Source organism: Streptomyces sp. NPDC007945 (genome assembly GCF_042958885.1).
In the GTDB taxonomy this organism is placed as follows: Bacteria; Actinomycetota; Actinomycetes; order Streptomycetales; family Streptomycetaceae; genus Streptomyces.
The window spans coordinates 116550-142950 of sequence record NZ_JBIBJV010000010.1 but is presented as its reverse complement, the minus strand read 5'-3'; the positions used below and the strand labels follow the sequence as shown (position 1 = coordinate 142950).

Genomic DNA, 26401 nt, shown 5'->3' with positions numbered 1-26401 from the left:
CGGGCGTGATCTTCACGTCCGGCAGCCGGTTCCCTCATCCGAGCGGAATGCAGGCAAGATGGGAGGGTGACCCTTATCGATCAGATGCCGCCGACCGCCGACCCCGATGCCCTCTTCGAGGCCTTCTCCGCCTGGGCCGAGGAGCGCGGCATCTCGCTCTACCCGGCGCAGGAGGAGGCGCTGATCGAGGTGGTGTCGGGGGCGAACGTCATCCTGTCGACCCCCACGGGGTCCGGGAAGTCGCTGGTGGCGGCGGGCGCGCACTTCACCGCGCTCGCCAACGACCAGGTCACCTTCTACACGGCGCCGATCAAGGCGCTGGTGTCGGAGAAGTTCTTCGACCTGTGCAAGATCTTCGGCACCGAGAACGTCGGCATGCTGACCGGCGACGCGTCCGTGAACGCGGACGCCCCCGTCATCTGCTGCACCGCCGAGGTGCTGGCGTCGATCGCGTTGCGCGACGGCAAGGACGCCGACATCGGCCAGGTCGTGATGGACGAGTTCCACTTCTACGCCGAGGCGGACCGGGGCTGGGCCTGGCAGATCCCGCTGCTGGAACTTCCGCAGGCGCAGTTCGTCCTGATGTCGGCGACGCTCGGCGACGTGTCGATGTTCGAGAAGGACCTGACCCGGCGCACGGGTCGGCCCACCTCGGTGGTCCGCTCGGCGACCCGGCCGGTGCCGCTCTCGTACGAGTACCGGCTCACGCCCATCACCGACACGCTGACCGAGCTCCTGGAGACCAAGCAGGCGCCCGTCTACATCGTGCACTTCACGCAGGCGCAGGCCGTCGAGCGGGCGCAGTCGCTGATGAGCATCAACATGTGCACGCGCGAGGAGAAGGACAGGATCGCCGAGCTGATCGGCAACTTCCGCTTCACCACCAAGTTCGGCCAGAACCTCTCCCGGTACGTCCGCCACGGCATCGGCGTGCACCACGCGGGCATGCTGCCGAAGTACCGGCGGCTCGTGGAGAAGCTGGCGCAGGCCGGTCTGCTGAAGGTGATCTGCGGGACGGACACCCTCGGCGTCGGCGTGAACGTGCCGATCCGCACGGTGCTCTTCACCGCCCTCACCAAGTACGACGGCAACCGGGTGCGGACCCTGCGGGCCCGGGAGTTCCACCAGATCGCGGGCCGGGCCGGGCGGGCCGGCTTCGACACCGCCGGTTTCGTGGTGGCGCAGGCCCCCGAGCACGTCATCGAGAACGAGAAGGCCCTCGCCAAGGCCGGCGACGACCCGAAGAAGCGCCGCAAGGTGGTCCGCAAGAAGGCCCCCGAGGGCTTCGTCGCCTGGAGCGACACCACCTTCGAGAAGCTGATCGCCGCCGAGCCGGAGCCGCTGACCTCCCGCTTCAAGGTCACCCACACCATGCTGCTCTCGGTGATCGCCCGCCCGGGGAACGCCTTCGAGGCGATGCGGAAGCTCCTGGAGGACAACCACGAGCCGCGCCGCAACCAGCTGCGGCACATCCGCCGGGCCATCGCGATCTACCGCTCGCTGCTCGACGGCGGTGTGGTGGAGCAGCTGGACACCCCGGACGCGGAGGGCCGCCACATCCGGCTCACGGTCGACCTCCAGCAGGACTTCGCGCTGAACCAGCCGCTGTCGACCTTCGCGCTCGCCGCCTTCGACCTGCTCGACCAGGAGTCCCCCTCGTACGCGCTCGACATGGTCTCGGTCGTCGAGTCGACGCTGGACGACCCGCGCCAGATCCTCGCCGCCATGCAGAACAAGGCGCGCGGCGAGGCCGTCGGGCAGATGAAGGCGGACGGCGTCGAGTACGAGGAGCGGATGGAGCGGCTCCAGGACATCTCGTACCCGAAGCCGCTGGAGGAGCTGCTCTGGCACGCGTACAACGTCTACCGCACGTCCCACCCGTGGGTCGGCGACCACCCGGTGTCCCCGAAGTCGGTCATCCGTGACATGTACGAACGGGCCATGACCTTCACGGAGTTCACCTCCCACTACGAGCTCGCCCGGACCGAGGGCATCGTGCTGCGCTACCTGGCGAGCGCGTACAAGGCGCTCGACCACACCATCCCGGACGACCTGAAGACGGAGGACCTGGAGGACCTGATCGCCTGGCTGGGCGAGATGGTGCGCCAGGTGGACTCCTCGCTGCTCGACGAGTGGGAGCAGCTCGCCAACCCGGAGGTCCAGACCGCCGAGGAGGCGCAGGAGAAGGCGGACCAGGTCAAGCCGGTCACGGCGAACGCCCGCGCCTTCCGCGTCCTGGTGCGCAACGCGATGTTCCGGCGGGTGGAGCTGGCGGCGCTCGACAAGGTCGGCGAGCTGGGCGAGATGGACGCCGACTCCGGCTGGGACGCGGACGCCTGGGGCGACGCGATGGACGCGTACTGGGACGAGTACGACGACCTGGGCACCGGCCCGGACGCGCGCGGCCCGCGGCTGCTCGCCATCGAGGAGGACGCGGCGCACGGCCTGTGGCGGGTCCGGCAGACCTTCGCCGACCCCAAGGGCGACCATGACTGGGGCATCAGCGCGGAAGTGGACCTGGCGGCCTCCGACGAGGAGGGCCGGGCGGTCGTCCGCGTCACGTCGGTAGGACAGCTGTAGAGGAGCGCAGTGGTGACGAATCCCGCCGAGAGGCTGGTGGACCTGCTCGACCTGGAGCGGATCGAGGTGAACATCTTCCGCGGCCGCAGCCCGCAGGAGTCGCTGCAGCGGGTCTTCGGCGGGCAGGTCGCCGGGCAGGCCCTGGTGGCGGCCGGGCGGACCGTGGACGCGGACCGGCCGGTGCATTCGCTGCACGCCTACTTCCTGCGGCCGGGCCGCCCGGGCGTGCCGATCGTGTACCAGGTGGAGCGGGTCAGGGACGGCCGGTCGTTCACCACCCGGCGGGTCACGGCGGTCCAGGAGGGGCGGACGATCTTCAATCTGACGGCCTCCTTCCACCTGCCGGAGGAGGCGGGCTTCGAGCACCAGCTGCCGCCCCGGCACCTGGTGGACCCGGAGAGCCTGCCGAGGCTCGCGGACGAGGTCCGCGACCACCTCGGCGGGCTGCCGGAGTCGATGGAGCGGATGGCGCGGCGCATGCCGTTCGACATCCGGTACGTCGACCGGCTGCGCTGGACGAAGGACGAGGTCAAGGGTGCGGATCCGCGCAGCGCGGTGTGGATGCGGGCGGTCGGCCCGCTGGGCGACGACCCGCTGGTGCACACCTGCGCGGTGACGTACGCCTCCGACATGACCTTGCTCGATGCCGTACGCATCCCGGTCGAACCGCTCTGGGGCCCGCGCGGCTTCGACATGGCGTCGCTGGACCACGCGATGTGGTTCCACCGCCCGTTCCGGGCCGACGAGTGGTTCCTGTACGAGCAGGAGTCCCCGGTCGCGACCGGCGGCCGGGGACTGGCCCGGGGCCGGATCTACGACCGGGAGGGCCGGATGCTCGTCTCGGTGGTCCAGGAGGGCCTGTTCCGCTCCCTGGGCTGACGGCCGGTGCCGGGCTTCCCCGGCCCCGGCCGGCCGGGGTCACTCGTACTCGGTGCCGCCCTTGCGGGTCAGGTAGGCCGGGCTGACCGCCTTGGCGACGGCCCGGCCGCCCGTGACGGGGCTGTACCGCTCGACGGCGGGCCGGACGACGACGCCCTCCCGGAGGTGGGCGGCGCGCCCGGAGACGGTCTCGGAGCCGCTCGCGTGGGCGAGGACGGTGTCCAGGTCGTAGGGGCCCTCGTACAGGCGCGGTACGAGGGGCACCTCGCCCGGCTCCAGCACCTCGGCCGGGTCGAGCCAGCGGACCCGGCCGTCGATCTCGGCGGAGACGTCGAACAGCGCGTAGCCGATCGCCTCGCGGCGGGCGTCGGCGCCGTAGGCCAGGTCCTGGACGCCGGAGCCGTACACCTCCCCGAAGAGGCCGACCCGGGTCGCCCCGAGGCGGGCGGCGAGCCGCTCGGCGACGGCGGGCAGGCCGTACGCGTGGACGGCCCGCCAGTACAGGTTGCGCGGGTCCTCCCGGAGGGCGAGTCCCTTGGCGCCGAAGCCCTTGGAGGACACGTGCGTCCGGCCCTCCTCCGCGACGTGCGTCAGCAGGCAGGCCGTGCCGTGGATCTTCTCGGTGAGGACGACCGGCTCGCCGGGCTCGAAGATGCCGGGGTAGCGGTGCAGGTTCTCGATGTCCACCCACGGCAGCAGGTCGGGCACCGCCTCCACGTCCCCGCTCATGGTCGGCGGGACGGGCGGCACCCACTTGGTGATCCCGAGCGTCTCCGCGAAGTCGGTGCCGTCGGCGGCGGCCCGGTCCAGGTCGACCCCGGCGAGCGCGGCAGGCCGGCAGACGATTCCCTGTGACAGCTCCCCGCGCAGGCGCACCGCCTTCACCCGGTCCGAGGCCTTGCCGGCGAGCCGCCCGGTCAGCCCCAGCTCCTCGACGAGCGCGGCGGGCAGGACGGCCTGCTCGGGGATGTAGACGGCGGTGTCGCCGGTCCGGTAGGCGCCCTTGGCGACGACGGCGCGGTAGAGGCCCACCTGGGCCAGTTCCAGGGCGTCGGCGTCGGGGTGGGGGTGGACGGTGAGGACTTCGGCGGTGACGCGCAGGGTGGACATGGTCAGGGCTCCGGATGCTCGGGTCTCGGTCTCATCGCGACCCACCCTGACGTCCCGTGAAATCCCTGCCCATCGCTTTTCCGCACTGGTATCGTCGCGATCTTCGCCGGGCCGGGCCCGGACGGAGTCCCGTCAGGACCACACCGTGGCCTCTCCCCCGCTGACCGCCGCCCTCCGCCGCGTCGACGCCGTCTTCGGCGGCCTGACGGCTCCCGCCGAGGGGTGCCTCCACTGCTACGGGGCGGAGGAGCTGGCGCTCCTCGCGATGCCCCGGGCGCCGCTGGGCGACGACCTGGCACGCCAGTTCTTCCACAAGGAGCCCGGGCACTTCGGCGACCACCCGGCGGTGCTGCGCCGGGTCCTGCCCGAGTTCCTCCGCTACCTCGCGGACGGCAGGTTCTCCGGCATGGGATACGCACCCGCCGGCCTCGGCCGGGTGCGGTGGCAGGAATGGCCCGCCGAGCAGGCCGGGGCGATCACCGGTTTCCTCGACGTGTGGTGGCGGGAGACGCTCGCCGACCCCGAGCCCCCGTACGGGGTGGGGGCGGTGTGGGAGCTGTGCGTGGAGATCCACCAGTCGCTCGCGCCCGTGCACGACGTCTGGGCGGCCGCGCCCCGGGGCGGGACGGCGGACCGGCACCTCGCCGACTGGGTGGCGCACCGGATCGAAGACCTGCTCAACGACGACTCGTCCGTCCTGCCCTGGTACGTGGACCTGGACGGCGTCCTCCTGCCCGAGCTCCAGGCCTGGCTCGTCGAGCACGCCCACGCCCGGCTCGCCGGCCACCCCGATCCGCTGCTCGCCCGCAAGGTCGCGCTGCTGGCGCTCGCGGAGGAGGAGCGGTGGTCCGCCTACTCGGAGCTGGTCGCCGGCACCGACTAGGGGTCCAGGCCCGGCAGCGTGTCCTGGTCGACCTCGTGGCGGCGGGTGCGGATGTCGGGGGCCGGGGGATGGAGCTTGGCGTCGCAGGTGGGGCCGAGGCCGGTGCGGCGGGAGTCGGCGCCGGTCAGCGGGCGGCCGCAGAGGCGGCAGCGGACCGTGCGCGGCGACGCGCCGGCGGCGGAATCGACCGCGATTGCCAGCGGTTCTTCACTCATGTTGTCATCACACCCTAGTCTCGACGAGGAGCTCCCCCATGAGTCTGTACGACATCCCGCTGAAGAACCTGGCCGGCGAGCCGGTCTCCCTTGCCGACTACCGTGACAAGGCCGTGCTGGTCGTGAACGTCGCGTCCAAGTGCGGTCTCACCCCGCAGTACGAAGGCCTGGAGCGGCTGCAGAAGACGTACGGCGAGCGCGGCCTGACCGTCGTCGGCGTGCCCTGCAACCAGTTCCTCGGGCAGGAGCCGGGGTCGGCAGAGGAGATCCAGTCCTTCTGCTCGACGACGTACGGCGTGACCTTCCCCCTGCTGGAGAAGACCGAGGTCAACGGGGACGGCCGGCACCCGCTGTTCACCGAGCTGACGCAGGTCGCCGACGCCGAGGGCGAGGCCGGTGACGTGCAGTGGAACTTCGAGAAGTTCCTCATCTCCGCCGACGGCACCGTGACCCGCTTCCGGCCCCGCACCGAGCCGGAGGCCCCCGAGGTCGTGGCGGCCATCGAGGCGCTCCTCGTCTGAGCCCGCCCCCAGGGGTGGGGGGGGGGGGGGGGCCCCCCCCCCCCCCCCCCCCCGGGGGGGGGCGGGGGGGGGGGGCCCCCCCCCCCCCGGGGGGGGGGGGCGGGGCGCCCCCCCCCCCCCCCGCACCCCTGGGGTATGATCATCGGGCTCTGCACACGGCAACCGGAGGAGGTGGGTTCGATCCGCACCACGCAGGATGGAAGCTCCCCCTCGGCGGCCGTACCACCAGCTCGGTCGTAGCGGCCGCGGGAGCCTCCACACGGCTTCCCGGAAGGTCTCTCATGTCGCTCGACCCCACCGTCCCCCTCCGCTCCACCACTGTCGCCCGGCTCCGCGCCGCGGGGTGCGTCTTCGCGGAGGACGAGGCGGAACTCCTCTTCTCCGCCGCCCGTGACACCGCCGAACTCGACCTGCTCGTCGAACGGCGCGCCGCCGGGCTCCCCCTGGAACACGTCGTCGGCTGGGCCGAGTTCGGCGGGCTGCGGATCGCCGTCGACCCCGGCGTCTTCGTGCCCCGGCGGCGCACCGAGTTCCTCGTCGAGCGGGCCGTCGCGCTCGCCGCGCCCGGCGCCCTCTGCGTCGACCTGTGCTGCGGCTCCGGCGCCGCCGGCGCGGTACTGCTCTCCGCCGTCCCCGACGCCCGGGTGCACGCCGCGGACATCGAGCCCGCCGCCGTCCGCTGCGCCCGCCGGAACGTCGAGCCGCGCGGCGGCCGGGTCCACGAGGGCGACCTCTTCGCACCGCTGCCGGACGAGCTGCGCGGCCGGGTGGAGATCCTGGTGGCCAACGTGCCGTACGTGCCGACCGAGGAGGTCGCGCTGCTGCCGCCCGAGGCGCGGGAGCACGAGCCGCTCGTGGCGCTCGACGGCGGCGCCGACGGACTGGACGTGCTGCGGCGGGTGGCCGCCGGGGCGCCGGAGTGGCTGGCGCCGGGCGGGCGGCTCTTCGTCGAGACGAGCGAGCGGCAGACCGGGGCGGCGGCCGAGGCCGTCACCGCGCACGGACTGACGCCCCGGTTCGAGGTCTGCGAGGAGCGGTACGCGACCGTGCTCGTCGCGACCCGGGAGGACTGAGCCGCCCGGACCGCTCAGCGGCCGAAGGTGTCGATACCCTCGACCAGCCAGCTCCCGTCGCGCAGCACGACGTCCACGGCGAACATGGCGCCCGCGTAGACGCCTTGGTCCTGGGCCTTCTTCTTCGGCGTCCCGGCCGTGCTGACGCTGCTCTGGTCGGCGTAGACGAGGACGCGGGCGCGGTCGCCGTCGATCCGCTCGACCGCGCTGTCGGTGACGGTCGTGGTGATGACCGACTTCTGCTCGGCGGCCTGCGCGAGCACCCCGGCGAAGAGGGTGCGGTGCTGCTCGACGGCCTTGCCGGTGAGGAAGGTCTTCGCGGCCCGGTCGAAGGCGGCCGCGTCGGTGTGGTCGTAGGAGAAGAGGGCGGCGACGGCCTCGGCCGTCCGGCCCTTGATCTCGCTGGTCCGCGCCGGGTCGGTGAGGGCCGTGTTGGCCCGGGCCGGGTCGTCGCGCAGCTCGCCGGCCCTGCTGTGCGCCCAGCCCGCGAAGCCGCCGAGCAGGAGCGTCAGGGCGCAGAGGACGAGGAGGGGGGCGCGGTGCCGCGTACCCGCCGCCGCCTCGCTCCTCCCCTTGCGCTTCTCCCCGACCTGCCCGCGCGTCTTCCGGCTCGTCTTCGCGTCCGTCTTCTCGTTCTGTTGTTCTTGTACGGGCTTCGCCGCCGTTCGCCGTCGCGTCGCCGGTGCGGGCTCGGTCAGGAGGCCCACGGGGCCCCGGGGGTCGGTGCCCGGCTGGTCGGCGCGGGCCTGGCGACGGCGCTCGCGGTTGAGGTGGTGGCGGGGCGTCGGCATGGTGCGGTTCCTTTCGGGTGCTGGCGGCTCTCGCGGTGCGGCCCGGGCCCTGTCCCGGTCAGCCGGTCGCGGTGCCGCCGACGGGGGCCTGCCCCAGTCCGCTGAGCTTCCACTGCCCGTCGGTGCGGGTGAGTTCGCCGAGCATGCGGCTGTCCTTGTCGGTGCTCTTGCGGTCCGGCGTGGTGACGGTGACGCGCAGGGCCACGAGCAGCCGGGCGCGTCCGGCGCGGTCGTCGAGCTCCGTGACGGCCCCGGCGAGCACCCGGGCCGTCGTCACCGTCTTCGCCGCCTTCACCTGTCCTTCGAACTCCGCGCGCCCGTCGACGAGTTGTCGGTGGAGTTCGCCCGTCGTGGACGACTCCCAGAGGTCGAGCCCGCGGTCCGTCCGCCGGTGGTCGAGCGTGTTGAGGTTCTGCACGGCCTGCTCCCCCGCGGCGAGCGCCCGGTCGCGTTCGGCGGCGTACGCGGCGGAGTCGTCGTGGGCGGCGGCGTACCAGGCCTGGCCGGTCCAGGCCGCGAAGCCGCCCGCGACCAGGGTCAGGACGAGGGCCGCGGCCAGGGCCGGCCGGGCGCCGGCCCGGGTGCGGACGGCGCGTGTCATGGGGTGCTCCCGTCTCCCGCTCATCGTCAGCGGGTCCTGATGTCGGTGATGACCCAGCGGTCGTCCTGGAACCGGGCGGTGACGGTGAGCTGGGCGGCCGCGGTGGTGGCGGCGCCCTTGTCCCGCCGGGAGACCTGGTCGAGGAAGACGAGGAGGCGGGCGCCGTCCCCGTCGAGTTCGATCACGCCGGTGCGGACGGCCTGGGTGGAGAGGGTGATGCGCTGCTCGACGAGGCTCTCGCGGACCTGGGCGAAGAGCTCGGTGTACTGGCGGGCGGCGCGGCCGGCGAGGACCGTCGCCGCGCTGCGTTCGGCGGCGTCCGAACTGGTCGGCGTGTAGGAGAAGATCCGGGCGAGCCCCTCGCCGACGTCGCCGCCGACGCGGGTGGTGGCGGCGGCGTCGGTGAGGGCCTGGTTCCTGGCCGAGGGGGTGGTACGGAGCTGGTGGGCGCCGTGGAAGAAGGCGCCGCCGCCGAGGAGGAGCACGGTCAGCGCGGTGGCCAGGGCGGCCGTGCGCCACCGGGAGGCGCGGGGCTCGGGCGCGGCTTCCTCGGTGGCGGCGGGCTCCGTCTCCGGGGCCGTCCGTGTCGCGGTCATTCGGGGGTGGCCTCCTCGGTTCCGGCGACGGGGACGGCGCTGAGCGCCGACACCCGCCAGGTGGACGCGCCGGTGCGGGTCAGGACGGCCTCCAGGCGCTTGCGGTCGCTGGTGGCCGCGCCGGACCGGGGCGTGACGTCGACCCGTACGGTCGCGATGAGCTTCGCCGTGCCCGCCCGGGTGTCGAGTGCGGTGAGGGCGGCCTCGGTGACGGTGGCGCGGGCCGAGGGCCCCACCGTGGGCTCGGTGCGGGCCAGTTCGCCGCGGAGGGGGCCGGTGGAGGCGTCGCGCCAGGCCTCGATGCCCGCGGCGGCGCGCTCGCGGGTGGTGGCGTCGAGGGTGTGGAGGACGGTCAGGCGCTGCCGGCCCTCGGCGAGCGCGGCGTCCCGTTCGCGGCCGTAGGCGAGCTCCTGGTCGGTGCGGGCCTCGGTGTAGGTCCAGGCGCCGGTGGCGCAGAAGCCCGCGGCGAGGGTGAGCGCGCCTGCGGCGAGCAGTCGGCCCCGCCTCATCGGGCGCTCCCGGGCACGCCGAGGAGTCCGGCCAGGTCGGTCGGGCCGCCGGTCTGGCCCGGCAGGGCCAGGGCGCCGGGCAGCGGCCGTTCGCCCACGGCCCGGTCGGGGAGCCGGAGGAGCGAGCCGGGGACCCGCGCCGGGGCGGGGGCGGCGTCGCCCTTGGGCGCGTGGGCGGAGCCGCGGACGTTGGTCCCGGAGGCGGCGGGACTGGTGCAGGCGGCGCCGGTGTTGAGGGCCGGCGCGGTGCCGAGGTCCAGACCGTTGCGGTAGCGCGTACCGCCGTAGCCGGAGGTGCAGGGCAGCGGCTTGAAGAAGGTGACGGCCAGGCCGATGTTCAGGCGGCCGTCGTCGATGACGGTGGCGCCGGCGGAGACGGCGGCCGGGTACTTCACGAGGAGTTCCTCGATGCCGCGCTGCCGGGTGAGGGCGAGTTCGGAGGTGGTGAGGAGGTTGGCGAGGACGACGCTCAGACTCGGGTCGAGGTCGTCGAGGAGGCCGCTGACCTGGCCCGCCGCGTCGGGGGTGACGGTGAGGAGCCGGCGCAGGTCGGCGTCGGAGCCCTTGAGGGTGGCGGCGAGTTCGCGGGCCCCGGTGGCGAAGTCCCGAATGGCGCGGCTCTCGTCGGCCTGGGTGCGCAGGACGACCTCGCCGTCCCGGATGAGGCGGGTGGTGGCCGGGAGGGAGCGGTCGGCGGCCTCGACGAAGGCGCTTCCGCTGTCGAGGAGGACCTGGAGGTCGTCGCCGTGGCCCTCGAAGGCCTTGCCGAGTTCGTCGACGACCGTGCGCAGCGAGTCCAGGGGGACGGAGCGGGTGAGCGCGTTCATGCTGCCGAGGACGTCGGTGACGGGGGCGGGCACCTGGGTGTCGGACTGTTCGATGCGGGCGCCGTCGGCGAGGAAGGGGCCGCCGTCGCTCTCGGGACGCAGGTCGATGTACTGCTCGCCGACGGCGGAGAGCCCGGCGACGACGGCCTGCGCGTCGGCGGGGATCCTGGGCGCCGACTTCTTGATGCGGAGCTCGGCGACGACGCCGTCGGCGGTGAGGTCGAGGGCGCCGACGCGGCCCACGGAGACGCCCCGGTAGGTGACGTCGGAGTGGGTGAACAGGCCGCCGGTGCGGGCGAGGTGGACCCGGACGGTGTAGTGGTCGGCGACTCCGGCGAAGTGGCCGAGGTCGGCGTAGCGGACGCCGACGAAGGCGAGGACGGTGACGGCGATGACGAGGAAGGCGAGGTTCTTCAGCCGTACGGCACGGGTGATCACCGGCGTGCGCCTCCGTCCTTCGGTTCGTTCGCCTGGTTCGGCGTGAGGGCCGGCAGGGGCAGCGGGTCGGTCGGGGTGGGGGTGGGGCTCGGGGTGGGCGTCGGGTCGGCCTTCGGCACGAGGGGCGGGATCACCTCGGTGCCGGGGGCGGCGGCGAGGTGGAGGTAGGTGTTGAGGTAGTCGCCCTTGACGCCCTTCATGACCTCGTCGGTGAAGGGGTACGTGAGCAAAACCTGGAGCGAGTCCGGGAGGTCGGCGCCCGCGTCGGCGAGGGCGGTCAGGGTGGGGGCGAGGGCCTTGAGGTCGGCGATCATGTCCTTCTTACTCGCCTCGACGGTGGAGACGGCGACTCCGGAGAGGGTGTCCAGGGCGCGGAGCATGGTGAGGAGGGAACCCCGCTGGTTCTCCAGGGTCTTCAGTCCGGGCGAGAGGTCGGTGAGGACCGTGCCCACGTCCTTCTTGCGGCCGGCGAGGGTGGTGGAGAGCCGGTTGAGGCCGTCGAGGGCGCGGGTGATGTCGCCGCGGTGCGCGTCGAGGGTGGTGACCAGGGTGTCGACACGCCGCAGCATCGACCTGACCTGGGGTTCGCGTCCGCCGAGCGCCGCGTTCAGTTCGCGGGTGATGGTCTTGAGCTGGTTGATCCCACCGCCGTTGAGCAGGAGGGAGAGGGCGCCGAACACCTCCTCGACCTCGGTGTTGCGGCTGGTGCGGGCGAGCGGGATGACGCTGCCGTCGGTGAGCCGGGCGCCGGTCTCCCGGCGGGCGGCGGCCGGCCGCACCCCGCCGCGCGGCGCGGCCGCGGCCGGGGCGACGAGCTGGACGTACTTCTCGCCGAGGAGGCTGGACTGCTCGACGCGGGCGCCGGAGTCGGCGGGCAGCCGGACGTCTCCGTTGATCTTCAGGGTGACGCGGGCGGTCCAGGTGCCCGGGTCGAGTTCGATGGCGGTGACGCGGCCGACGGCCACGTCGTTGACCTTGACCGCGGACTGCGGCACCAGGCTGAGGACGTCGGCGATCTCGGCGGTGACCGTGTAGGGGTGGTCGCCGAGGTCGGCGCCGCCGGGCAGCGGCAGGTCCTGGATGCCGTCGAAGCGTACGGACGGGGTGGGGAGCGCGCCGACGGCGAGGGCCAGGCCGAGGCCGAGCGCGACGGCGCCGGCGGCTCCGGCGCCGGCGGCCCTGGCCGAGGGCAGACGGGGGCGTCTCACCGGTCCTCCTCTGCGGGGGTGGTGGGCGTGGGGCCGGTCGCGGAGCCTCCGGCGACCGGCAGCGGGAGCGGCGGTCCGCCCATGCTGATCTCGTTGAGGTTGGCGCGGCCGTCGATGGTGCGGGTGGCCGGGTCGTAGGCGTTGACGAGGTTGCCGGCGGCGAGCGGGGCGACGTCGAGGGCCTCGGCGAGGGAGGCGCGCTGGTCGACGAGGGTCCGGGTGAGGGGGACGAGCCGGTCGACGTTCTTCTTGAGTTCGCCGCGGTTGTCCTTGATGAAGGTCTTCACCTGGGCGAGGGCCCTGCCGAGTTCCTTCAGGGCGCCGGCGAGGTCGTCCTTGTTCTCGGCGAAGTAGCCGACGACCTCGTCGAGGCGTTCCTGGGCGGTGCGGACCTCGGTGTCCTTCTCCTTGAGCATGGTGGTGAAGGTCTGGAGCCGGCCGAGGCTCGCGAAGAGGTCCTCGCTGCTGCCGTCGAGGGTCTTGGCGGCCTTCCCGAAGCGGTCGATGGAGGTGCCGATGGCGGCGCCGTTGCCCTTGAGGTTCTTCGCCCCGGTGTCGAGCAGTTCGGTGAGGGCTCCGGCGGCGTTGGCGCCCTCGGGGCCCAGCGCCTCGCCGAGGTCGGTGATGGAGGCGTACAGCTGGTCGATCTCGATCGGGGTGCGGTTGCGGGAGGCGGGGAGTTCGGCGCCGTCGCCGAGGGCGGGGCCGCCGCTGTAGGCGGGGCTGAGCTGGACGTACCGGTCGGCGACGATGCTGGGGGCGACGACGAGGGCGCGGGCGTCGGCGGGGACGCGGACGCCTTCGTCGAGGCGGAGGGCGACGCGGACCCGGGTGCCCTGGGGTTCGACGGACTCGACCTCGCCGACGCGGACGCCGAGGACGCGCAGGTCGGAGCCGGCGTAGACGCCGATCGCGCGGTCGAACCAGGCGGTGACGCGGATGCCGTCCTCGTCGAGGGCGCGGACGGTGGCGAGGCCGCAGGCGGCGAGGACCGCGAGGGCGAGCCCGGTGACGAGGGGTTTCCTGGTGCTGCTCATCGTGTGCCGTTCCCCTTCGCCGTGGCCTGCTGCTTCGGCGGCATGCATCCGGTCGTGGGCTGCGAGCCCTCGGGCAGGTAGTTCCGGGGGACCACTCCGCAGAGGTAGCTGTCGAACCAGCGGCCGTTGCCGAGGGTGTTGCCGACGAGCCGGTAGTACGGGCCGACGAGCGCGAGCGTCTTGTCGAGCTGTCCGCTGTTCTTCTCCAGGACGTCGGTGACGCGGCCGAGGGCCTTCAGGGTGGGGCCGAGCTGTTTGTCGTTGTCGCCGACGAGGCCGCTCAGTTCGGTGCCGAGGGCGCGGCTGCCCTTGAGGAGGGCGCGGACGGCGTCGCGGCGCTTCTGGAGCTCGCCGAGGAGGGAGCCGCCGTCCTCCAGGAGCACCTCGAAGCTGGACTTCTTGTCCTTGAGGGTCCGGGTGAAGGTGGCGCTGTTCTCCAGGAGGCGGGCGAGTTCGGTGTCCCGCTTGGAGACGGTCAGGGAGAGCCGGGAGAGGCCGTCGGCGGCGCTGCGCACGTGCGGCGGGGAGTCCTTGAAGGTGTCGGAGATGGTGCGGAAGCTCTCGGCGAGCTTGCCGGTGTCGACGTCGTCGATGGTGCCGCTGAGGTCCTGGAAGGCCTGGGTGACGTCGTACGGGGACGTGGTGCGGGAGAGCGGGATGCGGGTCCCGGGGTCCTGGGGGGCGGAGCCGAGCGGGTCGAGGGCGAGGTACTTCTCGCCGAGGAGGGTCTTGATGGCGATGGCGGCGGTGGACCGGTCGCCGACCCAGGCGTCGCCGACCTCGAAGGTCACCTTGACCTTGGGGCCGTCGAGGGCGACGCCGGTGACCTCGCCGACCTTCACGCCGGCGACGCGGACCTCGTCCCCGGCGTCGAGCCCGGCGGCCTCGGAGAAGTCGGCGCTGTAGGTGGTGTCGTCGCCGACGAGCGGCAGCCGGTCGACGTTGTAGGCGAGGGTGGCGAGGAGGCCGAGGAGGACGAGTCCGACGACGGCGACCCCGACGGGGTTGCGTTCCTTCATCGGTCTGATCCGGCCGAAGAGGCTCATCCGCGGCACCTCGGTTCGGTGACGGCGATGCCGGTGGGCGGCTTGGAGCCGTCGGAGGTGGTGACGCCGCTCACGCGCGCCTCGCAGAGGTAGAGGTTGAACCAGGAACCGTAGGAGGAGAGGCGGGCCAGGGCCGTCAGTTTGCCGGGGGTGCGCTCCAGGAACCGCTCGATGCTCGGGGTGTGGTCGCCGAGGGTGGTGGAGAGCCTGCCGAGTTCGCGGATGTCCTTCTTGAGCGGGGCGCGCCCGTCGTGGAGGAGTCCGGCGGTCGTGGCGGTGAGGTCGCCCATGGCCCGGACGGCCTCGCCGAGGGGCTTGCGGTCGGTGTTGAAGCCGGTGACGAGTTTCTGGAGGGTGACGACGAGGTCCTCGAAGCCGGCCTCGCGGTCGTTGAGGGTGGTGAGGACGGTGTTGAGGTGGGTGACGACCTCGCCGACGACCTTGTCCTTGGCGGCCACCGTGGTGGTGAGGGAGCCGATGTGGCGCAGCAGGCTGTCGACGGTGCCGCTCTCGCCCTGGAGGACCTGGACGAGGGAGCCGGCGAGGTCGTTGACGTCGGCGGGCGAGAGGCCTTCGAAGAGCGGTTTGAAGCCGTTGAAGAGGAGGGTGAGGTCGAGGGCGGGGGTGGTGCGGTCGAGCGGGATGGTCTCGCCGTCGCCGAGGGTGCCGGTGAGCTCGCCGCTGCCGCGGCCGAGGGAGACGTACCGCTGGCCGACCATGTCGAGGTACTTGATGCCGGCGGTCGCGGAGCGGGGCAGCGGGCGGTCCTCGCGGACCTCGAAGGTGACCTGGGCGAGGCGCCGGTCGACGACGCGGACGTCGGTGACCTCGCCGACCTTCACGCCCGCGACGCGCACCGAGTCGCCGGCGACGAGGCCGGTGACGTCGGTGAAGAGCGCCTTGTAGGCGTGGGTGGCGGAGCCGACGCCGGTGTCGGCGATGCTGAAGCCGAGGACGGTGGTGGCCACCGCCGTGACGAGGACGAACGCCAGGGACTTGAGGACCGTGCCGGTGAGGCCGCGGCGGCGTGAGTACGCCGCTTCCTTCGCCTTCATCGCAGGGTCACCTCCGTTCCGCGGAAGGCCGGGCCGGCGAGCAGGCTGCTCCACTCCGGCAGTTCGCCGGGGTGCTTGCCGGCGGCGGGGGCGAGGAGTTCGGTGACGAGGTCGTTCTCCTGCGGGGAGTTGGCGGGGCCCAGGTCCTGGTCGGCCGCCGCCGAGGCGCGGGCGGCGGGCGCGACGGGGACGCCGAGGTAGGGCACCGGGTGGCAGCGGGGGCCGCCGCCGGAGCCGTACCGGGGGGTGTCGCGGCCGGGGACGTAGGCGCCCCTGGAGGGGACGGCGGTGACCTCGACGTGCAGTCCCGGCCGGTCGGTGCCCTTGCCGAGCGCCTTGTCCATGGCGGGGACGAACCGGGCGAGGGTGCCCAGGGTGCAGGGGAAGGACGAGGAGTACTCGGAGAGCAGCTCCAGGGTGGGCCGGCTGGTGGCGCTGAGCCGGATGACGGTGTCCTTGTTCTTCCGCAGGAAGGCGGTGAGGTCCTGGGCGGTGCGGGTGGTGGCGCCGAAGGTGCCGGCGAGGGCGGCCTCCTGCTCGGCGAGGGTGCCGCTGGTGGTGGTGAAGTCGGTGAGCGCGGTGAGGATGTCCGGGGCGGCGTCCGCGTAGAGGTGGCTGACCTTCACGAGTTCCTTGAGGTCCCGGGTGAGGGCGGGCAGCTGGGGGTTGAACCTCTTCAGGTGGGCGTCGAGCCGGGCGAGGGTGTCGCCGAGCTTCTCGCCGCGGCCTTCGAGGGCCTGGGAGACGGCCGACAGGGTGGCGGAGAGCTTCTGCGGCTGGACGGCGGTGAGCAGGGGCATCAGGTCGTCGAGGACCTGCTGGAGTTCGATGGCGTTGCCGGAGCGGTCCTCGGGGATGACGCCGCCGGGGCCGAGCGGCCGCGGCGAGGGGTTCGCGGGCGGGACGAGGGCGACGAACCGCTCGCCGAAGAGGGTGGTCGGCAGCATCTGCGCGCGGACGTCGGAGGGGACGTGGTCGAGGGCTCCGGGCTTCATGGCGAGGGTGAGGCGGGCGCCGGTGTCGGTGGTGTCGATGGCCCGGACCTCGCCGACGACGACGCCGCGGAGCTTCACCTCGGCGCCGAGGTGCATCTCGTTGCCGACGCTGCCGGTCTCGACGGTGACCGGGTCGGAGGCGGTGAACCTCTTGTCGTAGACGGCGACCGCCAGCCACGCGAGCAGCGCGGGGACCAGCAGGAAGACGACACCGGCGGAGCGGCGGCGCAGGGTCTGGCCTCGTGGAGCGTTCATGTCACCCCGCCACCTTCACGGTCGTGGTCGCGCCCCAGAGGGCCAGCGACAGGAAGAAGTCGGTGACGCTGATCAGCACGATGGCGTTGCGGACGGAGCGGCCGACGGCGATGCCGACGCCGGCGGGGCCGCCGGAGGCGCGGAAGCCGTGGTAGCAGTGGGCGAGGATCACCATCACGCTGAAGATCAGCACCTTGAGCATGGAGAGCAGGACGTCGGTCGGCGAGAGGAACAGGTTGAAGTAGTGGTCGTACGTGCCCTGGGACTGGCCGTTGAAGAGGACCGTGACGGTCCGGGAGGCCAGGTAGGAGGAGACCAGGCCGACCGCGTAGAGCGGGACGATGGCGACGACGCCCGCGATGATGCGGGTGGTGACCAGGTAGGGCATGGAGCGGACGCCCATGCCTTCGAGGGCGTCGACCTCCTCGTTGATGCGCATGGCGCCGAGCTGGGCGGTGAAGCCCGCTCCCACGGTCGCGGAGAGGGCGAGACCGGCGACGAGCGGCGCGATCTCGCGGGTGTTGAAGTACGCGGAGACGAAGCCGGTGAACGCGGCGGTGCCGATCTGTTCGAGGGCCGCGTGGCCCTGGAGTCCGACGACCGTGCCGGTGAAGAGGGTCATGGCGACCATCACGCCGATGGTGCCGCCGACGACCCCGAGGCCGCCGGAGCCGAAGGCGACCTCGGCGAGCAGCCGCTGCACCTCCCTGAGGTAGCGGCGCAGGGTGCGGGGGACCCAGAGCAGGGCCTTGACGTAGAAGAGGAGCTGGTCGCCCGAGCGGTCGAGCCAGCCGAGAGGCGAGGCCACCGTCAGCCTCCCTTCGGCGGGACGATCTGGAGGTAGATGCCCGTCAGCACCATGTTGACGAAGAACAGGAGCAGGAAGGTGATGACGACGGCCTGGTTGACGGCGTCGCCGACGCCCTTGGGTCCGCCGCGCGGGTTGAGTCCCCGGTAGGAGGCCACGATGCCCGCGATGAACCCGAAGACCAGCGCCTTGAGTTCGCTGATGTAGAGGTCGGGCAGCTGGGCGAGGGCGGAGAAGCTGGCGAGGTACGCGCCGGGGGTGCCGCCCTGGAGGACGATGTTGAAGAAGTAGCCGCCGAGGGTGCCGACCACGGAGACCATGCCGTTGAGGAGGACGGCGACGGCCATGGTGGCGAGGACGCGCGGGACGACGAGCCGCTGGACCGGCGAGACGCCCATGACCTCCATCGCGTCGAGCTCCTCGCGGATCTTCCGGGAGCCCAGGTCGGCGCAGATCGCGGAGCCCGCCGCGCCGGCGATGAGGAGGGCGACGATGAGCGGGCTGGCCTGCTGGATGACGGCGAGGACGGAGGCCCCGCCGGTGAAGGACTGGGCGCCGAGCTGCTGGGTGAGCGAGCCGACCTGGAGGGCGATCACGGCGCCGAACGGGATGGAGACGAGCGCGGCCGGCAGGATGGTGACGCCGGCGACGAACCAGAACTGCTCGATGAACTCCCGGAACTGGAAGGGCCTGCGGAAGACGGCCCGGCTCACCTCGGCGGCGAGCGCGAAGAGGCGGCCGGTCTGCCGCAGCGCCCCGCCGATCACGCGCCGCTCCCGGGGGTCGGCATCGGCACGGTCCGCGTGGCGGCCTGCCGCGCGTAGGTGTCCTCGATGGCGGCGCGGGCGGCGGGCGGCAGGGTGTCCAGCATGCCGAGGACCCGCTCCCGGCGGCGTACCACGGCGGCGCGCGGCGGCAGTCCCGGTGAGGGCTCCAGTTGCGGGACGATGACGCGGGGGACGTCGGGGCGGCCCGCGGCGCTGCCGGCCTCGGCGGCGAGGGCGGCGGCGTCCTTCTCCTCGGACATGCCGATGGGGCCCTCGCGGCGGCCGGCGAGGAACTGGGTCACGACCGGTTCGTCGCTGGTGAGGAGGACTTCGCGCGGTCCGAAGGTGACGAGGTTCCGCCGGAAGAACATCCCCATGTTGTCGGGGACGGTGGCGGCGATGTCCAGGTTGTGGGTGACGATCAGCATCGTCGCGTCGATCCGCGCGTTGAGGTCGATCAGCAGCTGGGAGAGGTACGCGGTGCGCACCGGGTCCAGGCCGGAGTCGGGTTCGTCGCAGAGCACGATCTGCGGGTCGAGGACGAGTGCGCGGGCCAGGCCGGCCCGCTTGCGCATGCCGCCGCTGATCTCGCCCGGCAGCTTGCCCTCGGCGCCGAGCAGGCCGACGAGTTCGATGCGTTCCATGACGACGCGCCGGATCTCGGACTCCCGCTTGCGGGTGTGCTCGCGCAGCGGGAAGGCGATGTTGTCGAAGAGCGTCATGGAGCCGAACAGGGCGCCGTCCTGGAACATGAGGCCGAAGAGCTTCCGGGTCTCGTAGATGTCCCGCTCCCGGCCGCCGACCATGTCGACGCCGTTGATGAGGACGCGGCCCCGCTGGGGTTTGAGCAGTCCGATGAGCGATTTCAGGAAGACCGTCTTCCCGGTTCCGGAGGGGCCGAGCATGACGCTCACCTCTCCGGCCGGCAACGTCAGCGAAACGTCCTGCCAGATGTTCTGCTTGCCGAAGGACATGGTCAGCCCCTCGACGGCTACTTCGATTCCCATACCACCTCCAGCAGGCGTGCGTGACGCGTGCGCCGCGGGCGCACGGTAGGCCGTTCCGGATCACCCGGACAATAGCTGTGGCGCAAACTCATTGATCCGCTTCCGCGTTTGTCACCGCGGAGACAAGGCGGTCTCCCGAACTTGTCTCCTGGGCGACAGATGAGGGCGCCGACCTGCGACTGGGCGTCGGCTCCCGGGAACGCTACGGCCGAGTAACCTCGCGGGGCAATACCGGATCCGGAGTTTTCGCGGAACAGGCACCCGACCGGGGCTTTTTATCAGGCGCGAGACAATTCGGGACGGCGACTTGTCACCGGCTGGAGAAATGTGCGGTACGGGGACCGGGGAAGCCCGTCCGACCTTGCATGATCGATCAGAATTGTCGACATTGCGCACTCCGGAACCAAGCGGATTCCCGCCACCGCTCACCCTCTTGACAGGCAATACAACAAGTTCAAAGAATCATGGTTCATGCCATTGTTCGGCTAAGTTTCCCGCAAGTAACGTCTCGTTTCGCGGCAGGGAAAGCGTCGGGCCGTCGGCCTCTCCGCTTCCACCGCAGCACCCCCACGAAGCACCCTCTGCCGGTCAATCCCCAAGGAGAGTCCCAGAGTCATGAAGAAGCCGATCAGAAACATCGCCGTGGTCGCGGGAGCCGCGTCGGCCGCGTTCGCCCTCACCCTCAGCCCCGCCACCGCGGCGGCCTCGACGGTCTGGACCGTCAGCCCCAACCCGGCCAACATCACCGCCGTCAACAGCGGGAACATCGTCCTCAGCGTCAACGGCATCGCGATGACGTGTACGAAGTCGAACGGCGCGGGCACCGGCGCGAGCACCACCGGCAACCCGGCCACCGTCGGCAAGATCAACTCCATCGCCTTCGGCGCCTCCGGCGCGCCCTGCACCAGCGTCCTGGGCCCGGTGACCACGGTCCCGACCACCCCGTGGACGATCGTCGCGCAGGACTACACCGCGGGCGTCACCAAGGGGTACGTCGGCAACGTCAACGCCAAGGTGACCGTCGGAGCCTGTGTCTTCCGCGTCACGGGCAAGGCGTCCGCCTCGTACACCAACTCGACGGGCGCGCTCGCCGTCAACAGCCTCGCCGGCGAGCTCACCGTCGTCGAGTCGGCCGGCTGCGGCTCGGCGGTCCCGCTCGGCGCCAAGCCGACCTTCAAGGGCACGTACCTCTTCAAGGTGGGCACGGCGATCCCGACGATCGTCGGCTCCAACCCGTAAGGCACCAGGGCTCCGCGTCCGTCCGGCCGGCCCCCGGCCGGGCGGACGCGGGCCTGTCCGCGCCCCGCGCCCGAGGAGACCCGCACCGTGCAGAAGCCTCCCGGAAGACCCGCCGCGACCGCGACGGCCCCGCTCGCGCGCGGCCCCGCCGCCCCGCCGGCCACGGCGGCGCCCTCCGCGGCCCGGACGGTGGCCCCGTCCGGCGGCTTCACCGCGGTGAACGGCCGGGACGTCGTCCTGAGCCTCGGCGGTCGCGCCGCCGGATCCCGGCCGGGCCTCGAGGGAAGCTGCCGGGTCGCGACGACCGGCACCACCACCGGCCCGGCGAGCGTCGGCACCACCCGTTGAGTCCCCTCCGAGCGGAGCACCAGATGCCAGGCCCCCGGCCCACCCCACGCCTCTCCCGCGCGCGCGTGCGCGGGGCGACGATCGCCGCGTTCGTGGCGCTCGCCCCGCTGCTCCCCGCGGCCGCCGTCGCCGTCGGCACGGTGCGGGTCGACGCCGCGCTGCCATACGTCTGCACCCTGCCCTCGGGGCCCCAGCCGGCGACGGTGCGGATCACGGCCGCCTTCCCCGAACGGGCCTCCGTGGGCGAGGAGATCCGGCCCGCCGACGTCGCCACGACCGTCGAGCTCCCGGCCTCGGCCGTCGCCGACCTCACCACGCCCCGGGCCGCCACCGTACGGGCCGAGAGGCGCCTCGCGGTCGGCGCGGCGCAGGACGAGCAGCGCACGGAGGCCACCTGGAGCGGCACGGGGCAGCCCGTCGCCGTGCCCGCCGAGGGGCCCCTCGTCCTCACCACGACCGGCGACGTACCGTCCCTGACCACGGGCACCGCGGGCGAGCTGGTCCTCACCGCCGGGGCGCTCGCCGTGGACCTCGCGCCGAGCGCGGCCGACGGGGCGGCCACCGCTCCCCCGTCGCTGGCCGTGGCGTGCGTCCCCGCCCCGGACGCGGAGGGCCGCACGGTGCTCGCCCGGGTCCCGGTCGGTGCCGGCGCCTCGACCGGTACGCCGTCGGCCCCGCCGCCCTCGACCACGGCGCCCTCCTCGCCGTCCCCGTCGCTCCCCACGGACCGGCCGGCCCCGCCGACCGCGCCGGGAGCCACCCGCGCGACGCCGGACCTCCCGACGCCCCCCGGAGCGGAGCCGCCGCCGGACGGCAGGGGACTCGCGACGGCCGAGGAGGAGCCACCGGGCACGCCGGCGCCCCGGCCGGACGCGCCGCCCTGCGTCACCGAGAAGCCGACGACGATGTCGCTGTCCGCGTACATCACCGGCTACTCGAACGTGCGGAAGCTGAACGGCGCCAACGTCATCCCGGTGTCGTGCGCCCTGATCGAACAGGGCCAGCCGCAGTTCGATCCCCGTGAGGACGGGGCCCACCTGATCACCAAGTCGACGGCCAGGCTCTCCTACCAGGGACGGGCACAGACCCCGCCCTTCCGGGCCACCTTCCTGACCTTCGGCTTCACCCCGACCACGGCGACCCTGGTCCTGGAGCAGACCGGGCCCATGAGCATCGACTCGGACGTCCTCCTGATCTTCCCCGACAACATCGCCGAGACGTACGTCAGGGCCCCCCTGGTCCTGCGCGTCCTGGACGTCCGGGTCAACGGCACCCCGCTGGACGTCGGACCCGACTGCCGCACCGAGAAGCCGCTGACCTCGCCGGAGCCCGACCCCGCCACGTACCCCGGAGACCACCTCGTCCTCGTGGGCAAGGGGCAGCTCATCAACGGGACCGACGCCGAGGGCTACGTCCTCACCGGCGGCGGCCCCCTCACCGGCACCGTCACCATCCCGCCCTTCAAGGACTGCGGCGCGGGCGGTGAGGACCTCGACCGGCTGCTGACCGCCGCCATCTCGGGGCCGGACAACCACGTCAAGCAGATCCAGGGCCAGACCTGCTCCGTGGGCATCGAGACGCCGCCTCCGGACCAGTGCACCGAGGACCGCCAGCCCCTCGTCATCCCCAAGCCCGAGCGCTGAGCCCCGGGCACCACCCCCGACCGAAAGGCCCCGCGATGCCCCTCGTCACCGCCCGCACCAAGCTCGCCACCGTCTCCGCGCTCACCGCGCTCGGCGCCTTCGCCTCCATGGGCACGGCGACGGCCGCCGCCCCGGTGCTCAACGGCGGCTGGGCGCCGTCCACCCGGTGTCCCGTCGACGCCACCGCGATGGTCTCCACGGACGGACTCGACACCTCGCCGCAGTGCGTCGTGTCGTACTCCCTCAGCGGCTCCATCAAGCTCGGCAACACCACGGTGCCCACCGGGAAGACCAACCTCCAGATCGGCGTCGTGCAGAACGCCGACGGCACCAACTCCGTCGTCGCCCCGGCCGGAGGCGCGCTCATCGCCGACTCCGCCACCGTCCCCGGCGGCCTCATGGGGCTGATGTGCCCGAGCGACATCCCGTTCATCACGGACATCTGCCGGAAGCTGTCGGACGCGAACCTCAACAAGATCACCGCCACCATGGAGTCGGTCGGCACGCCCTCCCAGTTCGACCAGATCGCCGGCGTGGTCACCGACCAGCCGATCGTGACCATCCCGGTCCGCATCCGCCTGCAGAACCCGTTCCTCGGCGACAACTGCTACATCGGCTCCAAGTCCGACCCCATCCTGCTGCGCCCCAAGAACCTCACGGCACCCGGGTTCGGCGTCCAGCGGTTCGACGGCGACGGCACCGCCAACGAGGAAGGCGAGATGAGCCGTCTCGACCTCCTTGGCGCCACCCAGTACGACAACAGCTTCGCCGTGCCCGGCGCCAGCGGCTGCGGCCTCGGCTGGTTCGGGATCATCGACGCGGCGGTCAACCTCAAGACCGGGCTGCCGGCCGCCGCCGGGAAGAACAAGCTCCTCCTGAACGACACCCGAACCCACCTCACCGGTCTGTTCGCCCCGGGCGTCCTCGCCCCCGACGCCGGCAAGATCTTCTCCCGCAACTGGCACTCGGCCGTCAACTAACGGCCACCCAGGAGTCATTACCGGCCGACTCGGCCCCGTACGACCGCCTCGCGTACATGACTCTTGCTCAAGTTGTGTACAGCACATACGAGGTGTCCTAGCTTTTCGGCGAATCCACATCGGTACGTACCTGATGGCTCCTGCGGCGTCCGCCAACCCGGCCGGGCGCCGCAGCGCCGCTCCCCCACCGGTCACGTAGCAGAGCAAGGGATCGGTCCATGCCCTCCATCGCACAGTCACCGGAGCTCGGTGAGCCGCTCGATCCGCTGCCGCGGGAGTTCGCCGCCCTGATGCGACCGGAGATCCCGGGTCTCGTCAAGGAGATCGGGTTCGAGATCGAGCGTGCCTACCCCGTGTACACGCACCTCTTCAACGGCCCCCACTGCGACGCCATCCGCCAGGGCGTCGAGCAGGCCCTGGCCGCCTTCGTGGACCGGGTCGACACCCCGGAGACCGACTCCACCCTCCGCGACGAGCTGCTCCGCCAGTTCGGCCGGGTGGAGGCGTACGAAGGGCGCGCCCTGGACTCGTTACTGGGCGCCTACCGCCTCGGCGCCCGCGTCGCCCTGCGGCGCGCCAAGAGCATCGGGCGCACCTACAACCTGTCGCCCACCCTGATCCTCGCCTTCGCGGACGCCCTCTTCGCGTACGTGGACGAGCTAGAGTCCCTCTCCCGCGAGGGCTACGTCTCCGTCAGGACCCGGGCGGTCTCCGACGTGGCGGCGCTGCGCAGGAAGCTGCTGCATCTCGTCGTCGCCGGGCCGCCGCTGCCCCGGGCCGCGGTCGCCGAGCTGTGCCGGGAGGCGTCCTGGCAGCTCCCCGCCGAGTGCACCCTGGTCGTCCTGCGGCCGCCGGCCGCCGGGGTGGTGCCCGACCGGCTCGACCGGGACGTCCTCGCCGACCTGAGTCTGCCGCACCCGCACCTGCTGGTGCCGGGGCCGCTGACCGCCGAGCGCCGGGAGATGCTCGACGCGGCCCTGGCCGGCACCCCGGCCGTCCTCGGGCTGACCGTGCCGCCGGCGCAGGCCGCCCACTCGCTGCGCTGGGCGAGGCGGGTCCTGCAGCTCGTCGACGACGGCGTCATCGCGGACGCGCCCGTCGTGGCGTGCGAGGACCATCTGACGACGCTGTGGCTGCTCTCCGACCCGGCGCTGACGGCCCAGCTGGCGCAGCGTGAACTGGCGCCGCTGGACGGTCTGTCGGGCACTCGCCGCGAGCGCCTCGTCGAGACGCTGCGGGTGCACGTCTCCACCAGGGCCCCGGCCGAGCAGGTCGGCGAGCTGCTCGGGGTGCACGCCCAGACGGTCCGCTACCGGCTGCGGAACCTCGACACCCACTTCGGCGACCGGCTCCTGGACCCCGAGCGCCGCTTCGCCCTGGAGGCGGCGCTGCGCGCGCTCCACCTCCACGGCCGGAGGTCCGCCGACTGACCCGCGGGGCTCACGCGGTCCGGGGGACGAGCCGGCAGCGGGCCGGTCCGGCGGCCTGGAGGGTGATCGCGGGGGCGACCGGCACCTCGGTGTCCACGGCCTCGAAGCCGTGGCGCCGGAGGATCGCCGCCAGCGCGATCACCGACTCCAGCATCGAGAAGTGCTGGCCGATGCAGGCCCGGGGACCGCCGCCGAAGGGGAACCAGGCGTAGCGGGGGCGGGCGGCCTCCGCCTCGGGGGTGAAGCGGTCCGGGTCGAAGCGCTCGGCGTCCTCCCAGTAGGCGGGGTGCCGGTGGGTGACCCAGGGGGCGACGACGACGTCGGCGCCGGCCGGGACGGCGACGCCGCCGATGGTGGTGGCGGCGACGGCCCGGCGGCCGATGACGGGCGCGGCGGGGAAGAGCCGCATGGCCTCCTTCAGGACCCGGGTGACGTACGGGAGGCGGTCGAGGTCGGCCGCGCCGGGGGCGCGGTCGCCGAGGACCCGGTCGACCTCCTCGTGGGCGCGCCGCTGGGCCTCCGGGTGGCGGGCGAGGAGGTGGAGGGCGAAGCCGAGGGAGGTGGCGGTCGTCTCGTGGCCGGCGAGCAGGAAGACGAGGACCTGTTCGCGGAGTTCGGTGGCGTCGAAGGCGCCGTCCTCGGCGGACTCGGCGCGGACGAGCAGGGACAGCAGGTCGTCGCCGTCCTCCTCGGCCCGGTCGGCGGCCTTGCGCTCCGCGATGATCCGGTCGCACTCCTGGTAGAGCGCCCGGTGCAGGGCGGCGGCGCGGCGGTTGCCGGGGGTGGGCCAGTCGCGGGGGACCTTGACGGGGGCGTAGCCGCGGCTGAGCACGTAGGAGCCGACGCCGGGGAAGCAGCGCTCGACGACCTCGACGGCGGAGTCGACGTCGGTGCCGAAGAGGATGCGGGCGACGGCGCGCAGGGCGAGCCGGGTGGACTCGTGGAGGACGTCGACGGTGGTGGCGCCGGAGGTCTCCCACTCGGCGGTGAGGGTGGCGACCTCGGCGGCGATGGCGTCGGCGTATCCGTCGACGCGGCGCTTGGTGAAGAGCGGCTGGACGAGCCGGCGCTGGCGCAGGTAGTCCTCGTCCTGGCTGGTGAGCAGGCCGTTGCCGAAGGACTCGCGGAGCTCCTGGTAGAAGGCGTTGTCCTTGCGGAAGTTGGCGGACTCGCCGGCGAGGACCTGCTGGGCGCCCTCGGCGGAGAAGACGGCGTAGACCTCGGCCCGGGCGCCGGGCGGGCCTGCGGTGATGCGGACGACGTCGCCGTGTTCGCGCCGGGCGCGCATGAAGGTGCCGAGCGAGTCGTTCCTGAGGTCGAACATCGAGCCGAGGACGGGCAGTCCGGTGAGGACGGGTGCTTCGGTGGCCATGTGGTGTTCCCCCTTGGTCGCGGCGCCGAGGGGATTGTCCCGCACCAAGTGACCGAAGGGTAGCTTCCGTTCGCGGAGCCGGGGGCGGTGAGGAACCGCGTCCACCTCGGCCTGACGGTCGGAGGTGGACGCGGGGTGGCGCTCCGGAACCCGGGGAGCGGTGGGTTCCGCGCGGTGCGACCGGCCGG

General features: G+C 72.9%; 26 protein-coding genes. 10 read left to right on the top strand and 16 right to left on the bottom strand.

What is annotated here, in order from left to right:
* Positions 1 to 66: 66 nt before the first annotated feature.
* Entirely contained in the window at positions 67 to 2580 is a 2514-nt protein-coding gene (locus ACFZCF_RS27625) for a DEAD/DEAH box helicase (protein WP_388450218.1), read from the top strand.
* Between the two features lie 12 nt (positions 2581 to 2592).
* Positions 2593 to 3459 (top strand): acyl-CoA thioesterase, encoded by an 867-nt coding sequence (locus ACFZCF_RS27620; protein ID WP_388450220.1) that lies wholly within the window; start codon positions 2593 to 2595, stop codon positions 3457 to 3459.
* Positions 3460 to 3498: 39 nt separating this feature from the next.
* Here the strand turns inward: ACFZCF_RS27620 and ACFZCF_RS27615 are convergent, their stop codons facing one another.
* On the bottom strand, positions 3499 to 4569 hold the full coding sequence (locus ACFZCF_RS27615) for an RNA ligase (ATP) (protein WP_391289545.1): 1071 nt from the start codon (positions 4567 to 4569) through the stop codon (positions 3499 to 3501).
* Between the two features lie 145 nt (positions 4570 to 4714).
* Here ACFZCF_RS27615 and ACFZCF_RS27610 point away from each other — a divergent pair, with 145 nt between their 5' ends.
* A complete protein-coding gene (locus ACFZCF_RS27610; RefSeq protein ID WP_388450224.1) occupies positions 4715 to 5452 on the top strand; it encodes a hypothetical protein in 738 nt (245 codons plus the stop codon).
* On the opposite strand, the gene ACFZCF_RS27605 is transcribed toward ACFZCF_RS27610, so the two are convergent.
* Positions 5449 to 5667 carry a DUF6011 domain-containing protein gene (locus tag ACFZCF_RS27605; RefSeq protein WP_388450225.1) on the bottom strand — a complete coding sequence of 73 codons (219 nt, stop codon included), beginning with the start codon at positions 5665 to 5667 and terminating at the stop codon, positions 5449 to 5451. The genes ACFZCF_RS27610 and ACFZCF_RS27605 overlap by 4 nt on opposite strands.
* A 38-nt stretch (positions 5668 to 5705) precedes the next feature.
* On the opposite strand from ACFZCF_RS27605, the gene ACFZCF_RS27600 reads away from it, so the two are divergent.
* Together ACFZCF_RS27600 and ACFZCF_RS27595 are read left to right on the top strand one after the other, a co-directional pair.
* A complete protein-coding gene (locus tag ACFZCF_RS27600) occupies positions 5706 to 6188 on the top strand; it encodes a redoxin domain-containing protein (RefSeq protein WP_391289542.1) in 483 nt (160 codons plus the stop codon).
* A gap of 281 nt (positions 6189 to 6469) precedes the next feature.
* Positions 6470 to 7261, top strand: coding sequence for a putative protein N(5)-glutamine methyltransferase (locus tag ACFZCF_RS27595; protein WP_391289541.1), 792 nt, complete (start codon positions 6470 to 6472; stop codon positions 7259 to 7261).
* 14 nt (positions 7262 to 7275) lie between these two features.
* Here the strand turns inward: ACFZCF_RS27595 and ACFZCF_RS27590 are convergent, their stop codons facing one another.
* Genes ACFZCF_RS27590 through ACFZCF_RS27530 form a run of 13 tightly spaced genes read right to left on the bottom strand, consistent with a single transcriptional unit; the run spans position 7276 to position 19201 of the window.
* Positions 7276 to 8052, bottom strand: coding sequence for a hypothetical protein (locus ACFZCF_RS27590; protein ID WP_388450231.1), 777 nt, complete (start codon positions 8050 to 8052; stop codon positions 7276 to 7278).
* Positions 8053 to 8110: 58 nt separating this feature from the next.
* Entirely contained in the window at positions 8111 to 8653 is a 543-nt protein-coding gene (locus tag ACFZCF_RS27585) for a hypothetical protein (RefSeq protein WP_388450233.1), read from the bottom strand.
* A 26-nt stretch (positions 8654 to 8679) separates the two neighbouring features.
* Positions 8680 to 9249 (bottom strand): hypothetical protein, encoded by a 570-nt coding sequence (locus ACFZCF_RS27580; RefSeq protein WP_391289539.1) that lies wholly within the window; start codon positions 9247 to 9249, stop codon positions 8680 to 8682.
* Positions 9246 to 9758 (bottom strand): hypothetical protein, encoded by a 513-nt coding sequence (locus ACFZCF_RS27575; RefSeq protein WP_388450237.1) that lies wholly within the window; start codon positions 9756 to 9758, stop codon positions 9246 to 9248. The genes ACFZCF_RS27580 and ACFZCF_RS27575 overlap by 4 nt, the downstream gene beginning before the upstream one ends.
* Positions 9755 to 11023, bottom strand: a complete 1269-nt coding sequence (locus ACFZCF_RS27570; protein ID WP_391289537.1) for an MCE family protein — start codon at positions 11021 to 11023, stop codon at positions 9755 to 9757. Before ACFZCF_RS27570 ends, ACFZCF_RS27575 begins: the two co-directional genes overlap by 4 nt.
* Positions 11020 to 12231 (bottom strand): MCE family protein, encoded by a 1212-nt coding sequence (locus ACFZCF_RS27565; RefSeq protein WP_391289535.1) that lies wholly within the window; start codon positions 12229 to 12231, stop codon positions 11020 to 11022. The genes ACFZCF_RS27570 and ACFZCF_RS27565 overlap by 4 nt, the downstream gene beginning before the upstream one ends.
* Positions 12228 to 13268, bottom strand: a complete 1041-nt coding sequence (locus ACFZCF_RS27560; RefSeq protein WP_388450243.1) for an MCE family protein — start codon at positions 13266 to 13268, stop codon at positions 12228 to 12230. The genes ACFZCF_RS27565 and ACFZCF_RS27560 overlap by 4 nt, the downstream gene beginning before the upstream one ends.
* On the bottom strand, positions 13265 to 14314 hold the full coding sequence (locus tag ACFZCF_RS27555; protein WP_388450245.1) for an MCE family protein: 1050 nt from the start codon (positions 14312 to 14314) through the stop codon (positions 13265 to 13267). The genes ACFZCF_RS27560 and ACFZCF_RS27555 overlap by 4 nt, the downstream gene beginning before the upstream one ends.
* A complete protein-coding gene (locus tag ACFZCF_RS27550; RefSeq protein WP_391289533.1) occupies positions 14311 to 15369 on the bottom strand; it encodes an MCE family protein in 1059 nt (352 codons plus the stop codon). The genes ACFZCF_RS27555 and ACFZCF_RS27550 overlap by 4 nt, the downstream gene beginning before the upstream one ends.
* Positions 15366 to 16619 carry an MCE family protein gene (locus ACFZCF_RS27545; protein ID WP_388450249.1) on the bottom strand — a complete coding sequence of 418 codons (1254 nt, stop codon included), beginning with the start codon at positions 16617 to 16619 and terminating at the stop codon, positions 15366 to 15368. Before ACFZCF_RS27545 ends, ACFZCF_RS27550 begins: the two co-directional genes overlap by 4 nt.
* 1 nt (position 16620) lies before the next feature.
* Positions 16621 to 17427: an MlaE family ABC transporter permease gene (locus ACFZCF_RS27540; protein WP_388450251.1), complete on the bottom strand. Its 807-nt coding sequence runs from the start codon at positions 17425 to 17427 to the stop codon at positions 16621 to 16623.
* A gap of 2 nt (positions 17428 to 17429) precedes the next feature.
* Complete coding sequence (locus tag ACFZCF_RS27535) at positions 17430 to 18194, bottom strand: MlaE family ABC transporter permease (protein WP_388450253.1); 765 nt, start codon at positions 18192 to 18194, stop codon at positions 17430 to 17432.
* Entirely contained in the window at positions 18191 to 19201 is a 1011-nt protein-coding gene (locus ACFZCF_RS27530) for an ABC transporter ATP-binding protein (protein WP_388450255.1), read from the bottom strand. Before ACFZCF_RS27530 ends, ACFZCF_RS27535 begins: the two co-directional genes overlap by 4 nt.
* Positions 19202 to 19816: 615 nt before the next feature.
* Between ACFZCF_RS27530 and ACFZCF_RS27525 the strand changes: the two genes are divergently transcribed.
* The 5 genes from ACFZCF_RS27525 to ACFZCF_RS27505 all read left to right on the top strand — a co-directional run bounded on the left by ACFZCF_RS27525 (position 19817) and on the right by ACFZCF_RS27505 (position 24841).
* A complete protein-coding gene (locus tag ACFZCF_RS27525; RefSeq protein WP_388450257.1) occupies positions 19817 to 20440 on the top strand; it encodes a hypothetical protein in 624 nt (207 codons plus the stop codon).
* A gap of 87 nt (positions 20441 to 20527) precedes the next feature.
* Positions 20528 to 20788 (top strand): hypothetical protein, encoded by a 261-nt coding sequence (locus ACFZCF_RS27520; protein WP_388450259.1) that lies wholly within the window; start codon positions 20528 to 20530, stop codon positions 20786 to 20788.
* Between the two features lie 23 nt (positions 20789 to 20811).
* On the top strand, positions 20812 to 22431 hold the full coding sequence (locus ACFZCF_RS27515; RefSeq protein ID WP_391289528.1) for a DUF6801 domain-containing protein: 1620 nt from the start codon (positions 20812 to 20814) through the stop codon (positions 22429 to 22431).
* Between the two features lie 35 nt (positions 22432 to 22466).
* Entirely contained in the window at positions 22467 to 23411 is a 945-nt protein-coding gene (locus ACFZCF_RS27510; RefSeq protein WP_391289526.1) for a hypothetical protein, read from the top strand.
* 218 nt (positions 23412 to 23629) lie between these two features.
* On the top strand, positions 23630 to 24841 hold the full coding sequence (locus tag ACFZCF_RS27505) for a helix-turn-helix domain-containing protein (protein ID WP_391289524.1): 1212 nt from the start codon (positions 23630 to 23632) through the stop codon (positions 24839 to 24841).
* Between the two features lie 10 nt (positions 24842 to 24851).
* Here ACFZCF_RS27505 and ACFZCF_RS27500 read toward each other — a convergent pair whose 3' ends face one another.
* On the bottom strand, positions 24852 to 26213 hold the full coding sequence (locus tag ACFZCF_RS27500; RefSeq protein ID WP_388450267.1) for a cytochrome P450: 1362 nt from the start codon (positions 26211 to 26213) through the stop codon (positions 24852 to 24854).
* Positions 26214 to 26401 lie beyond the last annotated feature (188 nt).

Excerpts from the sequence above, each read along its gene's own strand:
- ACFZCF_RS27585 (WP_388450233.1), bottom strand. The coding sequence starts at position 8,653 with ATGACACGCGCCGTCCGCACCCGGGCCGGCGCCCGGCCGGCCCTGGCC.
- ACFZCF_RS27600 (WP_391289542.1), top strand. The coding sequence starts at position 5,706 with ATGAGTCTGTACGACATCCCGCTGAAGAACCTGGCCGGCGAGCCGGTC.
- ACFZCF_RS27605 (WP_388450225.1), bottom strand. The coding sequence starts at position 5,667 with ATGAGTGAAGAACCGCTGGCAATCGCGGTCGATTCCGCCGCCGGCGCG.
- ACFZCF_RS27545 (WP_388450249.1), bottom strand. The coding sequence starts at position 16,619 with ATGAACGCTCCACGAGGCCAGACCCTGCGCCGCCGCTCCGCCGGTGTC.
- ACFZCF_RS27575 (WP_388450237.1), bottom strand. The coding sequence starts at position 9,758 with ATGAGGCGGGGCCGACTGCTCGCCGCAGGCGCGCTCACCCTCGCCGCG.
- ACFZCF_RS27505 (WP_391289524.1), top strand. The coding sequence starts at position 23,630 with ATGCCCTCCATCGCACAGTCACCGGAGCTCGGTGAGCCGCTCGATCCG.
- ACFZCF_RS27615 (WP_391289545.1), bottom strand. The coding sequence starts at position 4,569 with ATGTCCACCCTGCGCGTCACCGCCGAAGTCCTCACCGTCCACCCCCAC.
- ACFZCF_RS27510 (WP_391289526.1), top strand. The coding sequence starts at position 22,467 with ATGCCCCTCGTCACCGCCCGCACCAAGCTCGCCACCGTCTCCGCGCTC.
- ACFZCF_RS27580 (WP_391289539.1), bottom strand. The coding sequence starts at position 9,249 with ATGACCGCGACACGGACGGCCCCGGAGACGGAGCCCGCCGCCACCGAG.
- ACFZCF_RS27595 (WP_391289541.1), top strand. The coding sequence starts at position 6,470 with ATGTCGCTCGACCCCACCGTCCCCCTCCGCTCCACCACTGTCGCCCGG.
- ACFZCF_RS27500 (WP_388450267.1), bottom strand. The coding sequence starts at position 26,213 with ATGGCCACCGAAGCACCCGTCCTCACCGGACTGCCCGTCCTCGGCTCG.
- ACFZCF_RS27530 (WP_388450255.1), bottom strand. The coding sequence starts at position 19,201 with ATGGGAATCGAAGTAGCCGTCGAGGGGCTGACCATGTCCTTCGGCAAG.
- ACFZCF_RS27550 (WP_391289533.1), bottom strand. The coding sequence starts at position 15,369 with ATGAAGGCGAAGGAAGCGGCGTACTCACGCCGCCGCGGCCTCACCGGC.
- ACFZCF_RS27590 (WP_388450231.1), bottom strand. The coding sequence starts at position 8,052 with ATGCCGACGCCCCGCCACCACCTCAACCGCGAGCGCCGTCGCCAGGCC.
- ACFZCF_RS27515 (WP_391289528.1), top strand. The coding sequence starts at position 20,812 with ATGCCAGGCCCCCGGCCCACCCCACGCCTCTCCCGCGCGCGCGTGCGC.
- ACFZCF_RS27525 (WP_388450257.1), top strand. The coding sequence starts at position 19,817 with ATGAAGAAGCCGATCAGAAACATCGCCGTGGTCGCGGGAGCCGCGTCG.
- ACFZCF_RS27555 (WP_388450245.1), bottom strand. The coding sequence starts at position 14,314 with ATGAGCCTCTTCGGCCGGATCAGACCGATGAAGGAACGCAACCCCGTC.
- ACFZCF_RS27560 (WP_388450243.1), bottom strand. The coding sequence starts at position 13,268 with ATGAGCAGCACCAGGAAACCCCTCGTCACCGGGCTCGCCCTCGCGGTC.